The sequence below is a fragment of the Gemmatimonadaceae bacterium genome (genome assembly GCA_019637355.1).
In the GTDB taxonomy this organism is placed as follows: Bacteria; Gemmatimonadota; Gemmatimonadetes; order Gemmatimonadales; family Gemmatimonadaceae; genus Pseudogemmatithrix.
Genome location: JAHBVT010000001.1, coordinates 634,137 through 657,932, shown reverse-complemented (window position 1 = coordinate 657,932; position 23,796 = coordinate 634,137). Strand labels below are relative to the sequence as shown.

Here is a 23,796-nt window from a genome sequence, read left to right as displayed (position 1 = left end):
CCGTGTTCGTCAGAGCATTGCTAGCGGTCGCGCTCGTCGCGCCGCTGCTCGCCGCGCAGCAGCCGGCCGGCCAGGCCCGTCCCCCGATGGGGGCGCGCAATCCGATGGCCGATCCCATCGACGTCAACAGCGTCCCCACGTACATCCGTCGCTCGCCGTCCTCCGATCCCATCATCCAGCGGATGTGGGACGAGGGGATGAACCGTTCGCAGGCGATGAGCCTCGCGCAGCAGTTGATGGACTCGCTCGGGCAGCGGATGACCGCGTCCCCGCATATGGATGCGGCGCAGAACTGGGCCGTGAGCACCTTCCAGCGCTGGGGCGTGACCGCGCGCAAGGAGCAGTACGGCACCTGGCTCGGCTGGAAGCGTGGCGTCACCCACATCGACCTGCTCACCCCGCGCGTGCGTTCGCTCGAGGCCTACGCGCTCACCTACAGCCCCGGGATGCGCCGTCCTGTCGAGGGCCAGGTCATCGCGTATCCTGAGGGCATCAGCACGCCTGAGGCCTTTGATGCTTGGTTGCCCAACGTGCGCGGCAAGTTCTTCCTGATGAGCGTACCGCGGCTCAGTTGCCGTTCGCCCGGCCAGTGGGCCGAGTTCGCGACGCCTGAGGAGCGCGACCGCGTGACTGCGGCGCAGGCAGCGATGCAGCAGGAGTGGAACCAGCTCAACGTCGCGATGAGCGGCGGCCGCAACGTGTGGCAGAAGCTCAAGGATGCCGGCGCGCTCGGCGTCTTCACCCACCAGTTCAGCAACTATCCCGGCATCCAGAAGGTGTTCGGGTCGCCGCAGCAGACCCTGCCCGCGTTCGCCGTCGGCTGCGAGGACTACGGGCTGCTGTTCCGTCTCGCGCGCAACAACCAGGGCCCGCGCGTGCGGGCCTTCACCGACAGCGAGATCGTCGGCGAGCGTCCCGTGTTCAACGTCGTCGCCGAGATCCGCGGCAGCGAGAAGCCAGACGAGTACGTGCTCCTCTCGGCGCACTTCGACTCGTGGTCTTCGTCGTCTGGCGCGACCGACAACGGCACCGGCTCCATCACGATGATGGAGGCGCTGCGCATCTTGCGTCAGGTGTATCCCAATCCCAAGCGCACCATTCTCGTCGGCTTGTGGAGCGGCGAGGAGCAGGGCCTCAACGGTTCGCGCGCGTTCAGCGAGGATCATCCGGAAGTCGTGCGTGGCCTGCAGGCGCTGTGGAATCAGGACAACGGCACCGGCCGCGTCGTCAATCTCAGCGCCGGTCCGTTCCCTGGCGCGGCGCAGCGGATCGAGCGGTATCTCGGGCAGGTGCCCAGCGAGATCACCCAGTGGATCCGCTTCAACCCCACTGGTGGGCAGGCCACCGGCGGCACCGACCACGCCAGCTTCGTGTGTCACAAGGCGCCCGCGTTCAACCTTGGCGCGCTCAGCTGGGATTACAGCTTCACCACCTGGCACACCGACCGCGACACGTACGATAAGGTTGTGGAGTACGACCTGAAGAACAACGCGACGCTCGTGGCGATGCTGGCGTACCTGGCCAGCGAGGACCCGGAGCGGATGCCGCGTGACATTATGGATCCGTTGCCTGCTGGTCCGGGTGGGCAGCCGGGGCAGTGGCGGGATTGTAATCCGGCGACGCGGCGGACGCCGCAGGCTACGCGGTAGGGTTTTTCGGCTGGGCTGAAAAGATATGGAAGGGCGAGAAGGGGCGCGGACCGATGGTCCGTGCCCCTTTTCTGGCTTGGTGAGGTCGAAGGATGTGGATGGAATAGTGCGAGTTGCCTGCAGCATAGCGCGGTAAGATAGCCGGGTACGAAATGGCCTAGGCGTGCGGCACAAATCGTGCTTGCGCAGGGGGTTAGCGTGGAGTGAGGTTTGGGATAGTGTGAGTTCCCTGCAAGGATAGTCGGGGGAATAAGCAGGGGAGTTTGTGTTCGTTTTTCGGATAATCCACGTTATAGCGACCGAGAGAGTCATGGCGCAGCGAAGAGCTTTCATCATTCTAGAGGGTGGTCGATGGGAAGCGGTTCCCGATCATCTCATCGGCCAGGAAGTCATCACTTGGCCACCCGTTCTCCCCGTGACCAATCCGGGAGAGGCCGCCAAGATGCTCAGCAACGCAGATTTCTACCGACGGCACGTGGTCGGTGAGGGCGAGTTCTACGTCTTCGCGAAGGACTCGACGCTGCACCCTCCGGAAGGTTGAAGCTCTGGAGTACGCACGCGTTAGTCTGGTTCGGTATGCAATCCAATGATTGCAGCTAACGGGACTTCGGCCTATATTCGGCCGTACTTCTCTCAGGCTTCTTCCGCCCTCCGCCGCATTCATATGCCCGAACCCACGTTCACATTTCTGGAGTTCTTCGCCGGTGCGGGAATGGCGCGCCTTGGGCTCGGAGCGGATTGGAAGTGCTTGCTCGCCAACGACATAGATCGGACGAAGGCGGCGGCGTACAGCTCGAACTTCAGCCCGGCCGATGAGCTCGTTCTCGGTGACGTTGGCAAGCTGAGCGCGAACTCGATCACTGAAGACGCAGACTTGGCATGGGCCTCGTTCCCGTGCCAGGACTTGTCGCTTGCAGGGAACGGAGCCGGCCTCAAGGGCGGGCGGTCAGGGACGTTTTGGTCCTTCTGGCGCATCATCGCACAACTGAACGAACAGGAGCGCGCTCCGAGCGTCGTCGCTCTCGAGAACGTCTATGGCACGCTCACCTCGAATCGTGGGCGCGACTTTGCCTCCATCGTTGGGGCACTCGTGGAAGAGGGTTACAGTGTCGGGGCAATGGTCATCGATGCCGTGCACTTCTTGCCACAGTCTCGGCCGAGGCTCTTCATCGTTGGCGTTCACGAGTCTGCCAATGTGCCGGAAGAGCTTGTGTCTGCCGCTCCTGTGAACGCTTGGCATTCACAGGCCGTCGTCGCCGCATTCGAGTCGCTACCGTCCAACCTGAAACAGAAGTGGATTTGGTGGAAGGTCCCGATGCCACGAGGCGCTCGAAAGAGTCTCTCTGAGATCATTGAGGAAAACCCGAGCGGCGTGGAGTGGAATTCAGAAGAGAAGACCGCTCAGCTGCTCGCAATGATGTCGCCGCTCAACGCGGCGAAAGTGAAGGACGCGATGAAATCCGGGCAACGTCAAGTCGGCACGATCTACCGTCGGACTCGAGTCGCTCCGACCGGAGAGAAAATTCAGCGTGCCGAAGTGCGATTTGACGGTATCGCAGGCTGCCTGCGCACGCCTGGCGGTGGGTCGAGCAGGCAAACCCTACTGGTTGTCGAAGGCAGGTCGGTTCGCAGTCGACTTTTGTCGCCGCGTGAAGTAGCCCGGCTGATGGGACTACCGGACAAGTACAAGCTTCCGAGCAACTACAACGCCGCGTATCACCTCGCCGGTGACGGCGTTGCGGTCCCGGTGGTTCGTCACCTAGCACGGAATCTCTTCAAGCCGTTGTTGACTCGTTCTCTCATGGCGGTGGGGTGAGATGGGAAGCAAGAGCAAGCAGCCCGTTCAGAACAGCGCTCCGATCAGCGACAGTGTCTCGCATCCGCCACTGGATACAGCAGAGCTTCGCAAAGCCCTCAAGGCGTTTCTTGACCAACAGGTCAAGGATCCAATCTCAGGCAAGCAGGTTCGACTGGGTTCCTACACGTTTGGCGTCTACGTGTTCTACGACTACGACGGCGAGCCCATTTACGTCGGACAGACACGCGAGAAGCTCAGCGGGCGCGTCGGCAGGCACCTAACGAATCAGCGAACTGACGCTGTGGCGATGAGTGTGCTCGATCCTTTCGAAGTGTACGAGGTTGAGCTCTATCCCCTTCCGGATCTCGAAGGCAAGAAGACCAACGACCCAGCGGTGAAGGAGTTGCTCGACCGACTCGAAGCTACCGTGTACATCAAGGTCCTCGAGAACTCCGAGTTCAGCGCGGTGCTCAACGAAAAGGTCCCTGCAGCGCAAAAGAAGGCGAAGTTGCCAGCGTCGTTCCGCGGACGAATCGTAAGCGACAGCGTCATCGCACTTCGCAGCCATCCAGACGTCCGCATCGCTCGTCGAGCCGCTACGCTCGCCCGTCTCGCGCAGATCATCAGCGAGAGAAAGGTAGCACCTGGCTTGCGTCGAGTTCTTCTTGTGCAGAGTGAGCGCCTACAGTCACTCGCGAAGAGACGCTTCGCACACTTTGAGGGACTCCCCGATGATGGAGACGATGATGACTCCGCCGAATCGTGATGCGCTCGGACGCGCTGACTTCGCGTTTGCACATTGAACGTCAGGAAACATTGGCGCGTGCGCTATAACGAAGCTTGCTGCCGACGAGCGCGGCTAGTGTAGCGGTTGTGGGGCCTCGGCTTCATCTTTTGTAAGGTTTGCCGAGGCCCCACAACCGCATTTTATGGGAGCGCTCGCAGCAGAAGCACACGTTATCGCGACCGCGACGCATTGACGCATGACCAAGCCACGCTCGACGACACATCCGAACGAAGAGGCATTCCCCCACGGGGTCGGTGGGCCGGTCCTGCGGGCGCTGCACCATGCCGGCATCCGCACCATGACCCAGCTCGCGCGCTGGTCCGAGCCTGAGCTCGCCGCGCTCCACGGCGTCGGGCCCAAGGGCATCCGGCTCCTCCGAGAAGGCCTGCGACGCCAACGCCTCCGGTTTCGGATCGACTGACGAACGCGGCAAGCGCGATAACGACGCTTGCTGCCGACGGCCACGGTATGGATGGCGCGGGCTGCGCCCGCGCGTTCTATTGGAGTGTCCGCAGCAGAAGCTCACGTTAGGCCGACCCCGCCGTTGAGGAGCGAGAGCACAGTATGCCCGCCAAGAAGACAGGCAGGAGCGCCGCAGTCTCCGCCCCGAAGGCGGCCAAGCGCAAGACGGCATCTGGTAAATCGCCCTCGTTGAAGAAATCCATGCTCACCGGCAAGGCCAGCCCCGCGAAGGCGGCGGACGGTGACGCGCCGGTCTTAGCGTACATCGCCAGCTTGCCGCAGCCGCAACGCGACATCGCGGAGCGAGTCGACGCGCTGGCGGCTAAGACGCTCCCGGGCCTGCAACGCGCAGTGAAGTGGGGCATGGCGTACTATGGCGTTGGGGACGGTTGGTGCTTTTGTTGCGGAGGATTTGTCAATCATGTCAAGCTCATGTTCGTGAACGGCGTCTCTCTCAAGCCCGTACCGCCAGTGACCCCGGTGGCGATGGGCAAGGCAACGCGTGGTGTAGAGCTCAGGTCCGAGAAGGAACTCGACGCACGCCAGATCGCCGCGTGGATGCGGCAGATCACGGCGGCGCCTGGTGTCGGCGGGAAGAAGCGATAGACCCAAGTGGCGCTGCGCAGAGAAGGTCGCGCGCGGCCTAACGACGCTTGCTGCCGTCAAGCGCGGGTGCGGTAGCGGTTGTGGGGCCGCTGCTTCACTTTATGGAAGGATTGCAGCGGCCCCACAACCGCATTTTACGGGAGCGCTTGCAGCAGAAGCACACGTTAGCCGGACACGCGCGGAGGATGGAACGCATGGCTCGTCGCACTGCCGCGATTCTTACCTGGCTCGCCGGGCTTGCGTGCACCCCGTCGCCCGACCCCGCCGCGAGCGCGGAAGAGTTGACTGAGCAGCGCGTCGCGGAAGGCTGCCTGGCGCTCCTCGACGACACGACGCGCGTGGCTGTCGAGACCTACTCGCTCGAAGGGATGTCTGCGGAGGGCGCCTCGCTCGAGTTTGACCGGATGGCCTCAGGCATCGAGCGCTACCGCGTCACGTTCTACGGCGAGACCGGTCGACTCCGGCAGCACTTCGCGTTCCGCGACGACACCCTCCGCTGCGCCGAAGAGCGCACGGAGCACTACGCCGCGCCGCTGAGCGGCGTGGTCTCCAGCTCGCGGGGCGCGGCCGTAAGCTTTGAGGGCGATTCGATCGCCTGGCTCCGACCGCTGTCGCCCGCGGATTCGCTCGCGGGCGCGCAGGACTCGCTGGCCTCAACCGCCACTCGGCTCGCCGCCGACGCCGACTCGGTGCGGCGCTGGATCCGCGAACGACGGGCGGCGCGGCGGACGGGTGCCGGCTAACGACGCTTGCTGCTGATGGCCACGGTATGGATGGCGCGGGCTGCGCCCGCGCGTTCTATTGGAGTGTCCACAGCAGAAGCACACGTTATCGCGACAACCGACTATCTCGTCGCAATGAAGATTTGGGATGTTTCCGACCTCAGCTTCGAGGTGCCAAACGGTTTGGGCGGCCGCCTCGCTGCGTGCCGCGTGCCTTCCCAGTTGGCCGGCGCCTCCCTCACGCGTCGGTATCGCCCGTTCCGCCCTTCGCCCGATGACTTCTGCGAGTTCCGCTACCGCGATACAGACTTCATCATTCTTGAGATGTTCGGCGACAACAGCCGCTTCCTTGTTGCTGCGACTGACTCTCCCAGCGCGCGCGCCGCAGTCGCCGACGTGCGAACAGCCTTTGCCGCCGCCACATGGCTGGGATCGATTCGCGACGCGGCGCGATAACGACGCTTGCTGCCGATGAACGCGGTGCGGTTTGGGTTTGGCGGGGCGCCCGTGATGGCCTAGGCCGGTTGCGGACGCCCCGCCAAACCCTTCTTATTGGAGCGTTCACAGCAGAAGCATACGTTATAGCGACCACCTGTTCGACAAGAGGACTCCATGGTTACGCGACTCTCTGAACGCACAGCACTCGGTATGTGGATCTTCTGCGTCGCGCTTTGCCTCGCGGCCTTGGGAAATGTCGCGCTCGACCCCACGCCAGGCGGGTGGCGAACGCTCGGTGTCGCCCTTCTGCCGATGGGCGGCTGGTTCTGGATCTGGCGCCAACGGCGCCGGTCACTCGACGGAACGCTCGACCGGCGTTCAAGGTAGCCGCAGGCTGTCGCGCGCTCCGACCGACCGCGCGCCGCCGATGACTCGCGCTATAACGCCGCTTGCTGCCGATGAACGCGGTGCGGAGTGGGTTGGGCGGGGCCTCCGGGATGCCCTAGGATGGTTGCGGAGGCCCCGCCCAACCCCTCTTATTGGAGCGTTCACAGCAGAAGCTCACGTTATGCGCACTAGACACATCCTAGCAGTCTACAGCTTCGTACTGCTCGGCATTCCGAGTTGCGTACGCACGCCCGGATTCGATCCAATGCTTGATATGCCGCCGCAGTGTCTCGCGGAGCCTATCCCGTCCGCGCCGGCGGTACTGCCAGCGGCCGCACCACTTGCGTCCGGCTTGGCTCGATTGCTCGGCACCGTGACCGACGCGCGATCGAACGGCGCGGTGACGATGGCGCAAGCATCCGTCATCGCACCGTATGAGCGGCATGCATGGGGCGACTCGACTGGCGGGTTCCTGCTCGATTCCCTGCCCGCCGGAAGCGTCACAGTGCGCATCCGCCGCCTCGGCTACGAGCCCGTCGTGCGCACGCTCACGTTGCAGCCCAATCGTTCTGACACGCTTCGCATCGCACTCCAGCCAGGCAGCGAGTGCCCGCGTCGCTAGCGTGCGCGGCGCATAACGACGCTTGCTGCTGATGAACGCGGTGCGGATGCAGTTGTGGGGCGGCCGGTTGTTGAAGCATGGGACGGCCTAGCGGCCGCCCCACAACTGCTTCTTATTGAAGCGTTCACAGCAGAAGCACACGTTATACGCACGCCGCGGGTTCACCGCAGACACAGGGCAATAGCACGAACGCTGTGCCGTTCACAAATATGGCCTTCAGCTGACTCAGGTCGCACCCGCGAGCACGGCCTCTCGTCGGGCCGCAGTTCCTCTCGTCTACTCGACCCATCGTGTGTGTATCATCGTGCGTTCGGCGCACAGGTGCCAGTGACTTGGTGCAGACGCAAGTCGTAGCGCCACCACTTGTGACAATTGGGCCCCAGACGCTTCTGGCCGCTCAACTTGTTGCACGATTAGACGCCAGCACCTCGATTGACGCGACAGCGCCGTCCCTACGCCGCGCCCTTGACGGTCCCGCTTGCATTCGGCAGCGCCGCTCTCGCCTTCGCAGTATTGACCTAGGCTACTTGCGCCTTCCGCGCCCGTCATTCATCCTCGTGATGCAAGGCGACAAGATCTTGGCGGAGAAGGCATAATCTGACTTAAGGCGGACATCTGCCGTCTCGCTCGCGCGTCACTCTGTCAGAAGCAGACGTCATTCTTGTTCATGCGGCCTTGCAAACTCTCTACCCTATTGGAGGCGCTATGACGTTGAGTCGACGACACGCTACCGCCGTGGTTGCGTTACAGCTCGCGGGAGTACTCGCGTGCGCAGACGCGAAGCTTCCCACGGCGGCCACGGAGAGTGAATTGCGTGCCGCTCTTACTGTCGAGGCACAGAGCCAGTTAGATGCAGAGGGACGATTCGTGCTCGCCCTGCAGGCACCGGGCGAGATCTCCGAGTCTGATGCGAAGCAGCTCGCCATAGCCTGGTGGCGGAGCACTGTCGGCTTCGTTCGCCCAGTCGCAGAGCGCGATCGTGGCGCGAAGATTCACGCTGACGACCTGCAACCATGCCCGCGAGCGTACTACGCGGTGAGCGCGTACGAGCCGACCGCGGAACACATTGATCCACTGATTCAGAAGATGACCGCTTCGCGTTGGCTCGTCGGGCTTTGCTACGGCGGCACGCAGGAGGTCCTGGTGGCAGTGTCTGCTCTCGCTGGAGACGCACGCACACATGAAGGACGCATCTCTGCTCCCGGGCTTCACAACTTCTTCTTCTTCGGCGTGCCAGTTGGCGGTCGCATTCCCGTCGCGCCGGAAGACGCTGCGGTGACCGCATCGATGAGAACCGGCACGCTTGTCGCTGCAGCTCCACGACTACTGCTTCGCTCTCGGCCCTTCTCGGCGGCGAACGCCGTCTGGGATGTTTCGCTCGCGAACGACGTTCTCCTTCGCACCGCGCAAGGAAGTGCTTCTCGACGGGCCACGTCCGTCCTCGTTGGGCACTTTCAAGGATGGCGCCAGCCCGCGGTTGGACTCCGGCGCGACACTCGCGGACCGAACGATGGGCGCGAGACTGTTCGCCTTGCCCCACTACGAAGAGCAAGCGCCTCAGAGCGATCGGCCGCACTCAGTAGACGGCCTGATTTCGTTTCGGACGTTGATCCCGTGACGAAGGAGAACTGATCATGCGGCTCACTCCTGCTCACCTATTCGTTGTTCCCGCAATGGCGTTCCTCTCGGCATGCGCAGGCGGAGGCGGCTACAACTCTGTCTATCAGGAAGCATGCGCAGTCAATCGATCTACTGGCTGGCGCACAGAGGTGCACCAGTACGATTTGCCAACGATGCTCAAGTCATGTCCAATGGTCGTGAGTCAGATGTATCGGACGCTCACTGGCGCGGTAACGCTAGACGTTCCACAGTCAAAGAATCCGTGGATCTACGCCTCTCCGGGAGAGGCAGAAATTTGGATCAAGAATGCGACGGGCCCCGCGGGGGTTCCGCTCGAGACTTTCCTCTTTGTAAGCGCGGAGTTTGCGTTCGACATGATCGCGGACTATCCGGATCCCGGAGGCAATCCGCTCCACAATGTCTACCGTGCGTCCGCAACTTTGACGTGGGGAGCCGGCAACTCGTGGAGTAGCCAGGTGCAGGAGCAGGACAGCTTGCACGTCCGGTACTTCTCCGGAATCCTGCACCCGAGCGGCCATGGATTTCCGCAGCAGCAGTACTCTGAGGCTTTCGTCCGCACGCCGGTTGTGATATCAAGCTCGCCTGGCACCATCACGGGCTACAACATTATCGCGCCGAACGCATCGAGCACCTGGCGCGTGATTCCTGATTGGGACACCACTGGCTATCGCTTTCGCTGGTTCGTCGACGGAGTGCAGCAGACCGCGGACACAGGAGCGACGCTTACGCGAACATTCTCAACGGTGGGCACTCACACTATCCGGAATGACCAGCTAACTGCTGACGGAATCGCGCTGACAAGCACGATGGTTGTGAACGTACCCGTGCCCGTCACCATCTCAGGCCCATCCTACGTTTATCCGTGGGTGACTAACTCGTGGGATGCTACAGCCACAGCGGGCACCCCCCCTTTCACCTTCTCGTGGTACCTCGACGGAGAGTACGCTGGATCGGGCAGTTCGTTTCAGCACAGCTTTGACACGCCCGCGTCGTTTCGGAGCCTCGGAGTATCGGTCGTCGACGCGCAAGGGGTGACGGGCTCAGCAGACCTGATGATTCATGTGAACACCGGCTCTTGTCAGCCAAATGATCCAAACTGCATGGAGTCGTTGCGCTCTGGAACCCCTCCGACATCGCCCAGTCCGAGACGACCCGCGCGCCGACCACCCGCACTTCCGCAGCGTGTACCCTAGTCGGAAGGCAGACGTAGTGGGGATATGCATACTGAATCGGCCCGGGATTCCCGGAGACTCGGTTAGTTGAGTCCCACGGCCGCGGATGCGGCGTGGGCGTGATAATACTGCGCTTCGTACTCCGCCGGGGGGATGTCCCCGAGCGGCTGCATCAGGCGCTGGCTGTTGTACCAGGCCACCCACTCGAGCGTCGCGTACTCCACGTCCTCCAGGCCCTTCCACGGTCCGAGATGATGGATGACCTCCGCCTTGTACAGCGCGTTGATCGACTCGGCGAGCGCATTGTCGTAGGCGTCACCGCGGCTGCCGACGGAGGATTCGATGCCGGCCTCGAGCAGCCGGTCCGTGTAGCGGATGGCCAGGTACTGCGACCCGCGGTCACTGTGATGCACGAGCGGGCCGTCGAGCGCGCGGTCGTAGAGTGCCTGCTCCAGCGCGTCGAGCGCGAGGTCCGTCCGCAGGGTCGTCGTCGCGCGCCAGCCGACGATGCGGCGCGAGTACGCATCGGTCACGAACGCGACGTACACGAAGCCGCGCCACGTCGGCACGTACGTCAGGTCGGAGACCCAGAGCGCGTTCGGGCGCGTCGCCGTGAAGTTCCGCTGCACGAGATCCTGCGGCCGGTGCGCCGCCGGCTCGGGCACGGTCGTCGTCGCCCGGCGCCCGCGCACCACCCCGCGCAGGCCCATCGCCTTGAAGACGCGCGCCACCGTGCAGCGCGCCACCACGCGGCCCTCCCGGCGGAGCTGCTTCCAGGCCTTGCGCGCCCCGTAGCGCCCGCGCGTCGCCGCCCACACGCGCTGGAGCGCCGGCCGGAGCGCCGCATCCGCGCGGCTGCGGGCCGGCAGGCGCGACGGGTCGCGCGCGCGCGCCTTCGCCTCGTAGTAGGTCGACGGAGCGATCGGCAGCACTGCGCAGATCGGCTCGACTCCGTACGCCGCGCGGTGCGCGTCGATGAAGGCCACCATCAGTTGGGTCGGCGGTCGAGCTCCGCCAAGGCGAAATACGCCGACGCCTTCTTCAGGATCTCATTGGCGCGCTTCAGCTCGCGGTTCTCGCGCTCGAGCTCCTTGAGGCGCGCGAGGTCGTCCGTGGTCGGGCCGGGTCGCACGCCCGTGTTCCGCTCGTGCTCGCGGACCCAGTTCCGGAGGGTCTCCTGGTGACAGCCGACCTTCTCGGCGATCGAGCGGATCGCGGCCCACTGGGAGCCGTGCTGCGGGGCCTGGTCCAGCACCATCCGGATGGCGCGTTCGCGGAACTCAGGCGAAAATGGGGAACGTCTGGGCATGGCTCCAACCTCTCACGATGTGGAGCCTCCGGCAAACCCGGGCCGATTCATACCCCCACTACGTCTTCTTGCCGACCAGAGGTCGCTAGAAGAGAACTCGAGTGAATCGGGTCGGTAGATTCAGCTGGACAAGGACGCTATCCAATTGACTTCCTACAAGTCGATAGCTCCAGAACGTCGTCGGCTGGGAATCTCGCTCGACAAATACAGCAATCTGATCTGAGATGCACGAAGGATGGCGGCGGAGATAGAAGGCGTCGCGGGTCACACTTCCGCCGTCGGCAACGGAAACATCAAGCGAAGTCTCGATGACAAACCTCCAACTACCGCAGTGTGCCGAACGGGCGATGTTCGTCTCTTCGTATTGGCTGACAAGGTCAGGGCCGCGAATTATTCGCGTCCCCAACTGCATATATAGGAACTTAGCTGCTTCTTCAGGAGATAGAGGAAGTCCGCTTGGATAAGTCGGACGCATTCCAGTCAGCCGGAAAGCGCCGGACGCTGATTCTTCGCTATCCCACGTGATGCCTTCCTCCGATATCTGTCCACTGAACGGAGCGTCTGCGATAGAAACTGAAATGATAGCGTCACCTCGTGAACTACAGAGTGGCACCGCCCATTGACTCGCAAGCGATCTGCGCTGATACAATGACAATCCTGGTGTTTCGGCATTGGCGGGTGAGATCGTATAGGTCAGGCGCCGACACGGAGTCAGATCGTTGAATGAAATTTGACCGCCACGATCAGCTTCGAGCGTCTCGCGTATGTTGCCTACGATCGCGTCGGCGGCAAGCATCGCGGACAATGCAGTCGCGATTGACTCAGCTCGGGCAATCGGCAAAGTTGCCATCACGTTGCCAGGCAGGATGAACTGGCGCGTGCTCCAGTCGACGCGCGAACTCGACTCGCCGCCGACCCACGTAGGATCCAGCTGCACCACGAGTTCGCGATCAACCCCGGTGGGCGAATCGCAACTGATCGCGACGGAAGCAAGCGACACGAGCAAAATGCTCAGTTTTGACATCGAAGTATCGAGTCCTCGCTACAAGAGTTGCCGCACACACTTCGACGCACGCTTCCGTCTGTGTCTACACACGAGTGGCAGTACGTCATTTTGGCACAAAGGTTTCCGGTCGACTTTGTTACCCCCCGTGCAATTACTTGTTGCGTTGGCCTGCGCCAAGCACTCCACCCAAGCTCACCCTCGGATACAGACCGTGTCAACTTGGGTACTCAGGGCCGGGCTGGAACCGCGAAAGCGAGTGCGCTGTTGCAACCCGAGCATATCGTTCCTCACTCGGATCAGCTGCGCAGTCTGCGATGCTCTTGCGTCAGCCTTCGCTCTTCATGTGGGTAGCCTGAGGGCGCTAGCTCCCTAGACGGTCCCGATTCACGGATGTCTCACGCGAGTTCGTGGAGGGCGTATAGCGGCGCTTGCTGCCGATGAACGCGGTGCGGTTGGGTTTGGCGGGGCGTTCGTGATTGCTCTAGGTCGGTTGCGAACGCCCCGCCAAACCCTTCTTATTGAAGCGTTCACAGCAGAAGCACACGTTATGCGCACCAGCCAGCTCCTAACCTGAGTCAGACTCCTCGTGCCAGTAACGCAAGCTCAGCTCACTGCCGCCAAGGCGGTCCAAGACGCCGCAGCACACGACACCAGCAATCAGGTTCGACTCGTTGCAGGGCCCGGATCCGGAAAGTCGTTCTCGATCGCAGAACGAATTCGGTGGCTCGTGGCCAGTGGGACGCCGCCCGAGGCAATCTGGGCGGTGTCCTTCACTAACGCTGCGACCGAGGATCTTCGTGATGGCATCCGGAAGAGATGCGCGACGGTTCCTGGCATTGAGAAGGCACGAATTACGACGCTGCATTCTCTGGCACTGACGATCCTGTCGGCCGGCAAGAAGCTGTCGTACTACCCCGTGCGGCCGCGCGTGCTTTGATGAATGGGAGCAGCGGTTCGTGTTCGACGAGGAGTTGGCGAAGTCAATCGGCTGCACGCTTACCCGAGCGCGCGAGCTACGCGCTTACTTTGAGTCGGAATGGAGTACGGGACAGCCTCCTGCTCCTCACATATCATTGCCCAAAGTTCCGATTACTCCCGGCGAACTGGCCGCGTTTACCGCCTTCTACCGGCGAGCCACGCAGACGTATGCTTTCATCCTGCCCGGTGAGCCGGTCAGACTATGCGTGGACGAAATCAAAGCCGGTACACTTGATCCTGTTGTACTCACAGGACTGAAGCATCTGATCGTCGACGAGTATCAGGACCTGAATCGCGCAGATATCGAACTCATTGACCTGCTTGCGGCTATGGGAGTGGTGGTTTTTGCGCTCGGGGACGACGACCAGAGCATCTACTCGTTCCGCCACGCTTACCCAGAGGGCATTCAGGACTTTCTGCTACGCCACAAGAGTGCCGGCTCACACGTCTTACAGCACTGTTTCCGGTGCAGCGAGAAGATTCTTGCCGCAGCGACCTCCGTCCTAGCGTCCTTCCCCCCACCGAAGCGCATTCCCAAAGTTCAAGAGTCTGTTTACAAGGCTAGCACCCCACCGGTGCCGGGTCAGGCCCTCGGTTGGGCGTTTCAGAACGTGACTGCGGAGGCAAAGGCCGTCGCGGCGTCCGTTAAGGCCTTGCTTACTCAAGGAACCGCGCCTGAGGATATCCTAGTCCTCATCTCGAGCCGAGATGCACAAGCGGGTCCGCTGCTCACGGCTTTGGTGGAAGCTGGCGTCAAGGCGGAGGTGCAATCGAGCAGTGGATATGCGGATGAGGACGGTACACGTTTCGTGTACGCTCTCCTGCGCACAATGAGCGATTCTGAGGACTACGTGGCTCTCCGCACTCTGTTGGGGATTCGCGCAGGCGTTGGCATGAAGATCTGCTCTGACATCACGGACGCGTGTCACACTCATCACTTGAACTTCGCGGATCAGTTCACGCCCACTCGCACTGCCTCTGCGTTCAGCACACGCCAGCTCAAGGCGTTGGATGGTGTTGTTGCCGTTCGCGCATCTGTCGCCGGATGGACGCTCGCGGATACGCTTGGTGCCAGGAAGGCAGAGATCGAGGCACTGGTAAGCGCTCACCTACCTGCTCCGGCGCTCAAGGAGTGGCGATCATTCACGGATGCGTTGCCAGACGCTTTCACGCTCGAAGAGGTCAGGGACGTCCTTGGAGCACGTGGTCCGAAACACGTGCGAGAAGTGCTTCGAGACGCCTTTGCTCGCATCGGCTCTGAGCTACCTCCTGAGTATGACCCGGCTGGGCGGGTGAGAATTATGACGCTTCACTCCTCCAAAGGGCTCAGTGCGAAAGCTGTGTTCCTCCCGGGACTCGAGGACGAGATCCTTCCGGGACCGTACCGAGCAAAGTACTCTGGACAGGTTTCCGAGGCCGCGCGCCTTCTCTACGTTGGCATCACGCGAGCGCGGGCCCTATGTGTCTTGAGTTACTCAAAGAAGCGCCCCATGAACGGGAGTACGAAGGTGCACGGACCATCGCGCTTCGTGCCTTCTCTTGGCATACCATTTGCTGCCTCCAGCGGCCTCGGGCCAGCGGAACTGCAGGCGTACAGCGCGCATGTTGCAGACCTTTAGGGCGGGCGGCGCATAACGACGCTTGCTGCCGACGAGCGCAGCTAGTGTAGCGGTTGTGGGGCCTCGGCTCCATCTTGTTGAAAAGTTTGCCGAGGCCCCGCAACCGCATCTTTCTGTGAAGCGGCGGCCCGCGTCAAGCCCCAGGTGCGTTGACGCTGTTGCAGTTCTCCGTTGTGCCTGCGCTGCTCGAGGTGCTGCTCATCCTTCTGTTCGCGCTCGCTCGTGAGGCCCGTGGCCTCGGCGCATTGGGGTCTGCGAAGGAGGGGCGGCGCCAACTATGGGTCGGCTCTCACCAGCGGCCATAAAATGCGTCGCGCTCGCCACTCCCGATTCAGTCATCTCGATCCCACGCAGGTCCTGCACTTACCCATCGATCATGCGGCGGACGCCGGCACGGGCTGCGGCATCCGCAGGTGGCTCGCGTCGTACGCCCGCTGGTCCCGCCACATCGCATAGAGGATGCCCGCGAGCCGCCGCGCCAGCGCGACCGCCGCGATCTTCGTGCCGCGGCGGAGCAGGATGCGCTGCGCCCACGCCCGCAACACCGCGGTGTCGCTTGACTTGGAGCGGAGGATGCGCCACGCCGCCTCGACCAGGAGATAGCGCGCGCGCCGGTTGCCCGCCTTCGTGATGTGGCCGAGTCGCCGCTTCTCGCCCGAGCTCCGCTCCCCGGGCACCAACCCGAGGAAGGCCTCGAACTGGTGCGCCGACGGGAACCGGCCGATGTCCTCCGCGATCGCGACGATGCCGCTGGACGTCACCGGCCCGACGGCGGGGGCCGTCTGCAGCAGCGCGACGATCGGGTCCGTCCGCCCGAGCGCCGCGATGCGCGCGTCGGCGGCCGCGATCTGCACGTTCAGCGGCGCGAGGATCGCGACCAGCGGCGCCAGCTCGGCCGCCAGCACCGGCGAGAGCGGGAGCGCGGTGAGTCGTTCGACAAACCACGCGGCCGTGCTGTTCGGCACGCGCAGGCCGTCGCGGCGCACGAGGGCCTTGGCGAGCGCGATGCATCGCGTGCGTGTGCGGACCAAGGCCTCGCGCACCGCCAACTCGGCGCGCACATGCCGCCGCGCCGCCGAGACGCGGTGCGCCGGACGATAGGCGCCGAGCCGGAGCGCGTCAGCCAGGGTCCGCGCATCGCGCTTGTCCGTCTTCACCCGCCGGCTGCGCGTGGCGTACATCGGCGCGAAGTTCGGGTCGGCGACGACCACCTCGTGGCCCAGCGCCTCCAGGTGGCACGCGACCCACTCGCTCTCGGTCGACGCCTCGACGAGGATGCGTGCGGGCGGACGCGCGCCCAGCACCGCGGTGAAGCGGTCGCGGCTCGTGACGATGCGTCGTTCGGTGACGCCGCCCTGCCCGTCGAGGATGCAGAGCTGGCTCTCGCGCTTGTGGAGATCGATGCCTATCATATCCATGGCGGCTGGCCTCCGCAGTGTGCCCCGTCGCGAGACGGCGAGCACGGTAGATGGTATGGGGCAGAACCTTGCACCCGTGGATGGGCGGAGGTCCAGCCGCCGCTTCATACCAACTATGGGAGCGCTTGCAGCAGAAGCACACGTTATACCGATTCGTAGAGCTCAGTGTAGTTCACGCTCTACTACTGAGTCCGCCTCAAGTCGAATGCTGGCCATGCGGGCACGCAGTGCTGCGGCTGCACTCCCACCGGCGGCCGAAGCGCAGCTCGTGATATGGTAGCTGAGCAAAGGCACAGGACTTCCGCTCGCAGCACACCGTCGCCGTCGCTCAGTCGCGGACTCATCTCACCTCGTCAGGGAGCGCGACTCGTCGGGAGCCAACTGTCGAGCATCACGGCGCCAAAGCGACCCGCCTCGCCATAGAGTTCGCGCGCGGCGAACGGACGGATGAATCGGATCTCAAGCGAGCCGTCTCGCTCCTGAGCTTGAGAGCAAGATGGGAACCGACGGACCGGCCCGAGGCGCTGCTCCCCGACGAGCAGCAGCGGAGGACGGGCCGAGTCCAGCGCTTGTTTCACAATGGGTAGGCTAGCAGCGGCGCAGTGGGCCCGCCGAATCGCGCTGCTGTCCGGAGGCAGCCGATCCTGCGCCGACATCGGCGTCGGTCCGACCAGCGCGAATACCAGCAAGCACAGCGGAATCCGGATTGGACTGCTCATCGCTTCACACCTCCCGTCAGTGGGACGTCTCCCTGAAGTGGTGTCCACGAGCACTCGCTTGTATCCAGTCGGTATGCTCGCACCATCAGTCGCGGCCTGGGGGCGTCGTCGTCCACCACGTGGTCAAGTACAAACAGCAAGTCATCTTGCATCGCCGTCCAAGGAATGGCGTCCGAAGAGACCGGAATCTCGGCATCCATACACGCGCGCGAGCGGTCAGGGGCGATCACTCCGGCGAACACTCGCGCGGAGAGCAGTCGACCGGCGATCTCGGTGTCGTGATGGATTGTGACCACGGAACCGTCGGAGCGACGATGCAATCGCATCAGACCGGACGCTGCACGGTACATCTCAGTCAGCGGGAGACTGACGTCGCTCAGGATGGCCGCAAGATTGGGAGGAACACCACGCCTCGTTCGGGCCGGCAGTGGCACCGTGTCCACGACGGCGCCATCGGCGGTCACAAGCAAGAGAAAAGGGGACGCGGCGAACCCCACGAAAGCCGTGTCTCCCCACGCGACCACACTCGCGAAGCCGTATATGCCGTTCAGCGACTCAACTGTCAGATACTCCTTGGGAATCGCGACCAAGCTCGCTTGAATGGGCGTCGTGTCCGTCGTGACCAATCCCGCGAACTGCTCCACGGCAACGGCTCGCGCGTTGACCGGATCGAAGATTCCGTACCAGATCCTTCCGTCGGCACCCGCGAGGCTGCCCAATTTTCCATCAAAAGCGCGCGTGCCCAGCAATCGGCCGTCGTCCCGGTGAAACGTGGTCACCCGACGCAGGGAGTAGTCAGTAAGTGTGAGCTGCCCGTCCGCTCGAGAAAGAATCGCATCGCCGATGCCGCGAAACTCGCCCGGACCTCGACCCGCGGCCCCATAGCGTCGGCCGAAACGCCCTGTCGAGTCGAACTCGAGCAAAGCGTTCGCTACCGCGTCGGCCACGAGGATTCGTCGACGATCATCGACAGCGAGTCCGCCGGTTCGACCGACGAACACGGAGTCGGTCTCTTCAAGCATCAGCGAGTCGACCAACACTGCCTGAATTGTCCCGCTCGCCTCAGGGCCGACTCGGCAGCCCAGCGAGGCAAGGACCAGCAATGCGCCAAGCACGTAGGCCGACAATGCCAGGCGCGGCTGGCAGAACGCATGAGCGAGTACGCGCAAATGCCACTCCTGCTGGGGAAGAGTTTCTCGGCCCTGGTCGGCCTCACGATTGCTGTCCACAGCGGGCGCCACGGACCTTTCGAGAACCTATCACGACGACATCGACGCGAACAAGCACCGATTCAACCCGGGCTTTGCTGCCGAGGTTGGCCCACTTGGTATCGGCGCGCACGGTATAACGACGCTTGCTGCCGACGGCCGCAGGTGCGGATTGGGTTGGGCGGGGCGTCCGCCGGTGGCCTAGGATTGCTTGCGGACGCCCCGCCAAACCCTTCTTTTTGGAGCGTTCACAGCAGAGCACACGTTAGGCCGCAGCAACCATCTTCTGAGGAGGGGACAGCGATGCAGATCGGTTCCGGATGCTGGTCGGCTCGCCTCGCAGGACTTGTCGGCGCTTGCCTAGCTGCGAGTGCTCTCGAAGCCAGCGCGCAAACCGTTCCGCGCCTCGAGAAGACTCTCGGTGCCGATGACCGTGTCACGGGTGCCGTGCGCGCCATGTCGGTCTCGAACGGCGTCGTAGCTATCGTGACACCACCAGACTCAGCGATCCATATATTCGAAGCGACACGCTCGGCGCACTTCGGCCGCGAAGGCGACGGTCCGGGCGAGGTCCGGGCTCCATCGGACGTGATCCTCGATCATGAGACCGTGGCTGTCCTCGACTACGGCGCCGGCCGCCTCACCACGTACGACTTCGCCGGTCGCGTCATTCGCACCCGCATGGTTCCGGCGCTGACCAGTCGGCGGATCTTCGTGACGGGCGCCGACACGCTGCTGGAGTACAGGGTTCCATTCTCGAGCACGCGAGCGCTTGTCCGCATCGCGGGCACACGGACAGACACCGTGTACGCTTGGGAGAGTGCGCCACGTGCGCTTCGCCTTGAGGCCAGCGGTGCGCCGATTATGGTAATTCCGGCGCCCTACGTCGCCGAGCCGCAGTGGGCCGTCGCGGCATCGGGTGTCATCGCGGTGTGGACGCCCGAGACCAATCAGGTGGAGCTCCGCACTCTCAGCGGCCGAAGCGTCGGAAGTTTCGCTGGCCCCACCGCGCCCCATCAGGTGTCGGGTGCCGATCGAGAGGCGTGGCTTGAAAGCGCAGTTCCTGACGGTGCCGTCTTCGCCCCACTGCGCGCACGGGCGCGCGTACTTGCCACGTTCCCGCGCACACTGCCACCCGTGCTGAGCATGCTCGGCGATCCTCGCGGCGGCGTGTGGCTCCAGCGCACTACGTCTGCAGAAGGCGAGACCTGGGAGCATCGCAGCGCCACCGGTGCGCTGCTGGGCAGCGTTCGACTTCCCGAGGGACGTCGCCTACGGGCCATCGGCCCGTCGCGAATCGCCGCGCTCGCCGAGACGCCAGACGGTGATCAGGTAGTCGAAATTTACTCCAGGACGCAATAGCAGCCGACGGTTTCGCGGCGAGGCTCGGCTAACGAGAGTTGGTGCTGACGGTCGGCTATGGTAGCGGCGCCTTCGGCACCGCATCTTTTTGATCGCCTGCAGCACAACTTGACGCTATGGCGACCCTGCAGGCTCGCGGCAACCGGAGGGAACCATACAGCCAGCAGATTGTGTCCAACCGAGAGCCACTTCGGAGTCATTTGCGCGCGCTCAGCGGCGCAGGCGTTGCTCCGTGTGACGGTGTCCCCATCGTCGACGCAGGACGCTCAACCGCCTGCCGTCCTGCCCCCCGGAGCACGTATGCTGCATTTCCGACTGTTTCTCATCTTGGCGCTGCCGCCTATCGCCTCTGCATCGCCCCAGCGTCGGCTGGACCTCACGGTCCGCCCCGATGCAACGATTGAAGAGCCGTTCACGATGATCGCTGGCGTGCGCGAGCTTCCGGGTCAGCGCGCGCTCGTCACCGATCAGATGGACCGCAGCATTGTGCTGGTCGACTTCACCGCAGGCACGCGACGCGCTGTAGGTCGCCAAGGAGAAGGGCCAGGCGAGTACCGATTTCCCACGGCGCCACTGCGTGGCATCGCAGAGACCACGTGGGTCGTGGACCCGGTGCTTCGTCGCATTCTCGGGGTGTCAGCCGACGGACGGATTGCGGCAACGTCGCTCCCGATGCCCACCGGCGGAGTGCCGGGCGGACTGGCTCGTGCGCGGGGAACCGACCGGCAAGGCCGATTTTACTTCGAGGGTAGCGGGTTCGACCAAGAGCGTGGCGCGTTCATCGATTCGGTCGCGGTCGTCCGCTGGAATCCCGCGGATGGTCGTTCCGAGGCGATCACGCGCATATCAAATGGCGGACGCGTGCGGCTCACCCTCCCGAGCGGTGTCGCCTCGCTCGCCAGGTCCGTCACGCCGTTCCCGCATCTCGACGCCTGGACGGTGCTTCCCGAGGGACAGGTTGTCGTCGTGCATCACGATCCGTTCCGCGTCGACATCATCGACGCAGCGGGTAACGTGCGACGTGGTACAGACATCGCATTCACTCCGATTGCCGTGTCGGCAGAAGAGCGGGCTGCGTATCGAAGGCGCATCGAAGGCGCCCGGGTCGGCGCCCTCCGCGAAGGCGGCGGCAGCGGACCGCAGAGGCAAGCACCGGAGCTTCCCGACGAGGCGTTCCCGAGAATGATGCCACCGTTCATCGCCGCCACCGTCCTGTCCACACCTGAAGGTGAAATCTGGATTGGCCGCAGTCACGCAGCGACTGATCGCACGTGGCAGTACGACATCTTTGACGCTGCAGGCCGATTGATTGGCACAGCCACCCTACGTGCTGGTGCGGTGGTCGTTGGGTTCGGCGCCGGAACGGTGTACGTGGCCCGCACCGATTCGGAGGACGACCTAGTGTACCTGGAGCGCTACGGCGGTAGGTGAGACCAGCATCTGTTTGGCACGAACTCAGGTTCAAGCGCGCGGCGCCATAACGACGCTCGCTGCCGGCGAGGGATCCTGCCCCAGTTCACTTGACACTTCCACCTAACGAGACGCCCTGAATGCCCGAAGCCGCAGGTCGCTCCGCCCACATTCTCGCGTGAACAGGCATCCCACCGTGTTACGGGCGCGGTCTATCTGCCTTGCCCTCGTCGCAACTTGCCTCGCGTGCGTCAGCGTGCAATCCGGACCGCATCACCTCGCGAGTTCCCCGGCGAATGGTTGGGTGCTGCGCTCCGATTCGTTCCCGTCGGCTGTTCGCGACCTCGCGCTTGAAGCGGCGAATGACCTCGGTGGAGTCCTGGTGCTGCTGCGTCCCTTGCCGCGTCGCATTACGGTCCGCCTGGAGCGATGCGGGGAGTCCGCAGAGGCCGTATGGCTGGAGCAAACCGCGGAGATCCTGCTGTGCGACGAGATGCTGGGCTACGCCGTGCAGTTCTCGGACGCGCCGCGCAGCATCGCCCGCTTCATCTTGGCGCACGAACTCGGCCACGCCGTCGCCGACGAGCTAGGCGAAGTCGCGTCAGGGAGCGGCGAAGCGGACGCCGATCAGTTCGCCGCAGTCTTCCTCCTCGCGACAGGGCGGTTTGGACCCGACGTACGGGCAGCCGCACAACTGATGCGCCAGCTCGGTGAGCATCCCGAGCTCCTCGACGCCACGCGCGCTGAGCGCCTGGAACGCGCCGCGGCGCTCGACTGCCTGGTCGCAGGCTGGCAGGACTCCACGGCGACCGCCTGCGCACAGGTCTATGCGCTGGCGCGCGACCGCTGGTCACGTCGTGTGCTGCAGCCGGAACGGCGCCGAAAGCCTGCCACCGATGCACCCCAAGCCATCTCGGTGCATACTAGTGCCTATGTGCCGCTTCACACTCTACCTCGGCCCCACCGTCCGGCTCTCGACGCTCGTCACCGAGCCCGAACACTCGCTGATCCACCAGAGCGCGCACGCCACTGAGCGCGCCGAGCCGCTGAACGGCGACGGCTTCGGGATCGGATGGTATGCGCCGCGCCTCCACAGCCAGCCGGCGACCTTCCACCAGATCACGCCGGCCTGGAGTGACCGCAACCTGCAGAGCATCTCGAAGGTCGTCACCAGCGCCTGCGTAATGGCCCACGTGCGCGCCGCGACGCCCGGCAGCGGCGTGGACCTCGCGAACTGCCATCCCTTCGCGTACGACAACTACCTGTTGATGCACAACGGGATGATCGGGGGGTTCCGCCAACTGCGCCGGCGCCTGCTGGAGGACCTGACGGACGAAGCCTTCGGCATCGTGCGCGGAAATACCGATACCGAGCATCTCTTCGCCGTGTTCGTCGACGAGATCGTGCGGCACGGCTGCCCGGTCGATGCCGCGGGCGCAGAGGGACGCGACGGGAGCGCGGCGCTCGAACTGGCGCAGCGGCTCTCGGCGGCGATCGCGCGGGTGGTGGACATCGCCGCGCGATACGGCCGCGGTGACCCGAGCTTTCTCAACGTCGCCGTGACGGACGGGAATCACATCGCGGTCAGCCGCTTTGCCACAGGCGCGGGAGCCGTGCCGGAGACGCTCTACCTGTTGCACGGCGAACTGTATGAGCCGGCCGGGCTGTCGTTCCCGCAACGGCGGCCGACCGACGAGGGCGAGGCGACGGTCGTTTCATCAGAGCGCCTGACGAACGATCCCCGATGGACGCCGGTGCCAGTGAACCATATGGTGGTGCTCGATCGCTGGGTGCCTCCACGCGTGCTGCCGATGGATGCGGAGGGGCGCATTGCGTAGCCGCGGCGCGCCGGGCATCCCCCGACACACCCTGGTGGCAGCGGACGGTCCCGCGCCTCCCGCCAAGGCATCGGGCGAAGTCGCGGAACTGAGGTAGTCCGTGCAGTTTAGGGAAGACTGTCACCTACGCGCGTCCGACCGACGAACCGACGGCTCCCCCGCGCACTCCCTCACGTCCTTCAATCACCAGTTGAGGCCTTTCGATGTCGCTGCCACGGATCCTCGGCGTCGTGCTCGTCTGCCTCGGGGTCGTTATGGCCGTCTTCCCCGGTTGGTTTGGCAGCCTCACAGGCGGTGCCGAGCCTGCCACTGATACGTTCCAGGCAATCGAACGACGCATTCGCGGCGGGATGGTTCTCGGCGTTGGCCTCGTCTTCCTCGCACGCACGTCACTGCGGCCTTGGTCTACCTTCGTTCCGACCGTCGCTGTGTACTTCGTCGCGGGCGCCCTTGTCGTACGCCTGATGGGCTTGATGGTCGACGGGCACGACGCGCGTCAGTGGATGTGGGTCGCCGGCGAAGCCCTCGTGGTGGGAGTCGCGGCAGTCTGGCTGTGGCGTGTGGGTGTGGTGGCCTGAAGTATCGCGACGCTTGCTGCCGACGAGCGCAGAGGCAGTTGCTGCAGAAACCGATGACACGGCCGGT

General features: G+C 63.9%; 19 protein-coding genes and 1 other annotated feature. Of the genes, 15 read left to right on the top strand and 4 right to left on the bottom strand.

The window, feature by feature from the left end:
- The first annotated feature begins 2 nt into the window (after positions 1-2).
- The 8 genes from KF689_02910 to KF689_02875 all read left to right on the top strand — a co-directional run bounded on the left by KF689_02910 (position 3) and on the right by KF689_02875 (position 7,471).
- Entirely contained in the window at positions 3-1,649 is a 1,647-nt protein-coding gene (locus tag KF689_02910; protein ID MBX3132326.1) for a M20/M25/M40 family metallo-hydrolase, read from the top strand.
- Between the two features lie 664 nt (positions 1,650-2,313).
- Positions 2,314-3,465 (top strand): DNA cytosine methyltransferase, encoded by a 1,152-nt coding sequence (locus tag KF689_02905; protein ID MBX3132325.1) that lies wholly within the window; start codon positions 2,314-2,316, stop codon positions 3,463-3,465.
- A gap of 1 nt (position 3,466) precedes the next feature.
- Positions 3,467-4,213, top strand: coding sequence for a GIY-YIG nuclease family protein (locus tag KF689_02900; protein ID MBX3132324.1), 747 nt, complete (start codon positions 3,467-3,469; stop codon positions 4,211-4,213).
- Between the two features lie 217 nt (positions 4,214-4,430).
- Positions 4,431-4,655 carry a hypothetical protein gene (locus KF689_02895; protein MBX3132323.1) on the top strand — a complete coding sequence of 75 codons (225 nt, stop codon included), beginning with the start codon at positions 4,431-4,433 and terminating at the stop codon, positions 4,653-4,655.
- A 143-nt stretch (positions 4,656-4,798) separates the two neighbouring features.
- Complete coding sequence (locus KF689_02890; protein MBX3132322.1) at positions 4,799-5,302, top strand: DUF1801 domain-containing protein; 504 nt, start codon at positions 4,799-4,801, stop codon at positions 5,300-5,302.
- Between the two features lie 194 nt (positions 5,303-5,496).
- Positions 5,497-6,045, top strand: a complete 549-nt coding sequence (locus KF689_02885; protein MBX3132321.1) for a hypothetical protein — start codon at positions 5,497-5,499, stop codon at positions 6,043-6,045.
- A gap of 63 nt (positions 6,046-6,108) precedes the next feature.
- A complete protein-coding gene (locus KF689_02880) occupies positions 6,109-6,480 on the top strand; it encodes a hypothetical protein (GenBank protein ID MBX3132320.1) in 372 nt (123 codons plus the stop codon).
- A 742-nt stretch (positions 6,481-7,222) separates the two neighbouring features.
- Positions 7,223-7,471, top strand: a complete 249-nt coding sequence (locus tag KF689_02875; GenBank protein MBX3132319.1) for a carboxypeptidase regulatory-like domain-containing protein — start codon at positions 7,223-7,225, stop codon at positions 7,469-7,471.
- A 2,896-nt stretch (positions 7,472-10,367) separates the two neighbouring features.
- Here the strand turns inward: KF689_02875 and KF689_02870 are convergent.
- Both KF689_02870 and KF689_02865 read right to left on the bottom strand, forming a co-directional pair.
- Positions 10,368-11,593, bottom strand: a protein-coding gene (locus tag KF689_02870; protein MBX3132318.1) for an IS3 family transposase whose coding sequence is annotated in 2 segments (ribosomal slippage) — positions 10,368-11,302 and positions 11,302-11,593 — 1,227 coding nt in all. Because the reading frame shifts where the segments join, the coding sequence is not laid out codon by codon here.
- Positions 11,199-11,315: a sequence feature (AL1L pseudoknot), on the bottom strand. It overlaps the preceding gene by 117 nt.
- 85 nt (positions 11,594-11,678) lie before the next feature.
- Entirely contained in the window at positions 11,679-12,617 is a 939-nt protein-coding gene (locus KF689_02865) for a hypothetical protein (GenBank protein ID MBX3132317.1), read from the bottom strand.
- Between the two features lie 568 nt (positions 12,618-13,185).
- On the opposite strand from KF689_02865, the gene KF689_02860 reads away from it, so the two are divergent.
- Both KF689_02860 and KF689_02855 read left to right on the top strand, forming a co-directional pair.
- Positions 13,186-13,536: a UvrD-helicase domain-containing protein gene (locus KF689_02860; protein ID MBX3132316.1), complete on the top strand. Its 351-nt coding sequence runs from the start codon at positions 13,186-13,188 to the stop codon at positions 13,534-13,536.
- Between the two features lie 19 nt (positions 13,537-13,555).
- Entirely contained in the window at positions 13,556-15,196 is a 1,641-nt protein-coding gene (locus KF689_02855; GenBank protein ID MBX3132315.1) for an ATP-dependent helicase, read from the top strand.
- 374 nt (positions 15,197-15,570) lie between these two features.
- Here the strand turns inward: KF689_02855 and KF689_02850 are convergent, their stop codons facing one another.
- Positions 15,571-16,608, bottom strand: coding sequence for an IS110 family transposase (locus KF689_02850; GenBank protein MBX3132314.1), 1,038 nt, complete (start codon positions 16,606-16,608; stop codon positions 15,571-15,573).
- A 721-nt stretch (positions 16,609-17,329) separates the two neighbouring features.
- Positions 17,330-18,562: a 6-bladed beta-propeller gene (locus KF689_02845; protein MBX3132313.1), complete on the bottom strand. Its 1,233-nt coding sequence runs from the start codon at positions 18,560-18,562 to the stop codon at positions 17,330-17,332.
- A gap of 465 nt (positions 18,563-19,027) precedes the next feature.
- On the opposite strand from KF689_02845, the gene KF689_02840 reads away from it, so the two are divergent.
- The 5 genes from KF689_02840 (at position 19,028) to KF689_02820 (ending at position 23,729) form a co-directional block, all read left to right on the top strand.
- Positions 19,028-19,903 carry a hypothetical protein gene (locus KF689_02840; GenBank protein MBX3132312.1) on the top strand — a complete coding sequence of 292 codons (876 nt, stop codon included), beginning with the start codon at positions 19,028-19,030 and terminating at the stop codon, positions 19,901-19,903.
- Positions 19,904-20,137: 234 nt separating this feature from the next.
- On the top strand, positions 20,138-21,334 hold the full coding sequence (locus tag KF689_02835) for a hypothetical protein (GenBank protein MBX3132311.1): 1,197 nt from the start codon (positions 20,138-20,140) through the stop codon (positions 21,332-21,334).
- Between the two features lie 283 nt (positions 21,335-21,617).
- Positions 21,618-22,346 (top strand): hypothetical protein, encoded by a 729-nt coding sequence (locus KF689_02830; GenBank protein MBX3132310.1) that lies wholly within the window; start codon positions 21,618-21,620, stop codon positions 22,344-22,346.
- Positions 22,246-23,151 carry a class II glutamine amidotransferase gene (locus tag KF689_02825; protein MBX3132309.1) on the top strand — a complete coding sequence of 302 codons (906 nt, stop codon included), beginning with the start codon at positions 22,246-22,248 and terminating at the stop codon, positions 23,149-23,151. The genes KF689_02830 and KF689_02825 overlap by 101 nt, the downstream gene beginning before the upstream one ends.
- Positions 23,152-23,354: 203 nt before the next feature.
- Positions 23,355-23,729, top strand: a complete 375-nt coding sequence (locus KF689_02820) for a hypothetical protein (GenBank protein ID MBX3132308.1) — start codon at positions 23,355-23,357, stop codon at positions 23,727-23,729.
- Positions 23,730-23,796 lie beyond the last annotated feature (67 nt).

Coding starts and splice junctions, on each gene's coding strand:
- KF689_02905 (MBX3132325.1), top strand. CDS start 2,314: ATGCCCGAACCCACGTTCACATTTCTGGAGTTCTTCGCCGGTGCGGGA.
- KF689_02820 (MBX3132308.1), top strand. CDS start 23,355: ATGTCGCTGCCACGGATCCTCGGCGTCGTGCTCGTCTGCCTCGGGGTC.
- KF689_02885 (MBX3132321.1), top strand. CDS start 5,497: ATGGCTCGTCGCACTGCCGCGATTCTTACCTGGCTCGCCGGGCTTGCG.
- KF689_02825 (MBX3132309.1), top strand. CDS start 22,246: ATGTGCCGCTTCACACTCTACCTCGGCCCCACCGTCCGGCTCTCGACG.
- KF689_02850 (MBX3132314.1), bottom strand. CDS start 16,608: ATGATAGGCATCGATCTCCACAAGCGCGAGAGCCAGCTCTGCATCCTC.
- KF689_02895 (MBX3132323.1), top strand. CDS start 4,431: ATGACCAAGCCACGCTCGACGACACATCCGAACGAAGAGGCATTCCCC.
- KF689_02900 (MBX3132324.1), top strand. CDS start 3,467: ATGGGAAGCAAGAGCAAGCAGCCCGTTCAGAACAGCGCTCCGATCAGC.
- KF689_02890 (MBX3132322.1), top strand. CDS start 4,799: ATGCCCGCCAAGAAGACAGGCAGGAGCGCCGCAGTCTCCGCCCCGAAG.
- KF689_02865 (MBX3132317.1), bottom strand. CDS start 12,617: ATGTCAAAACTGAGCATTTTGCTCGTGTCGCTTGCTTCCGTCGCGATC.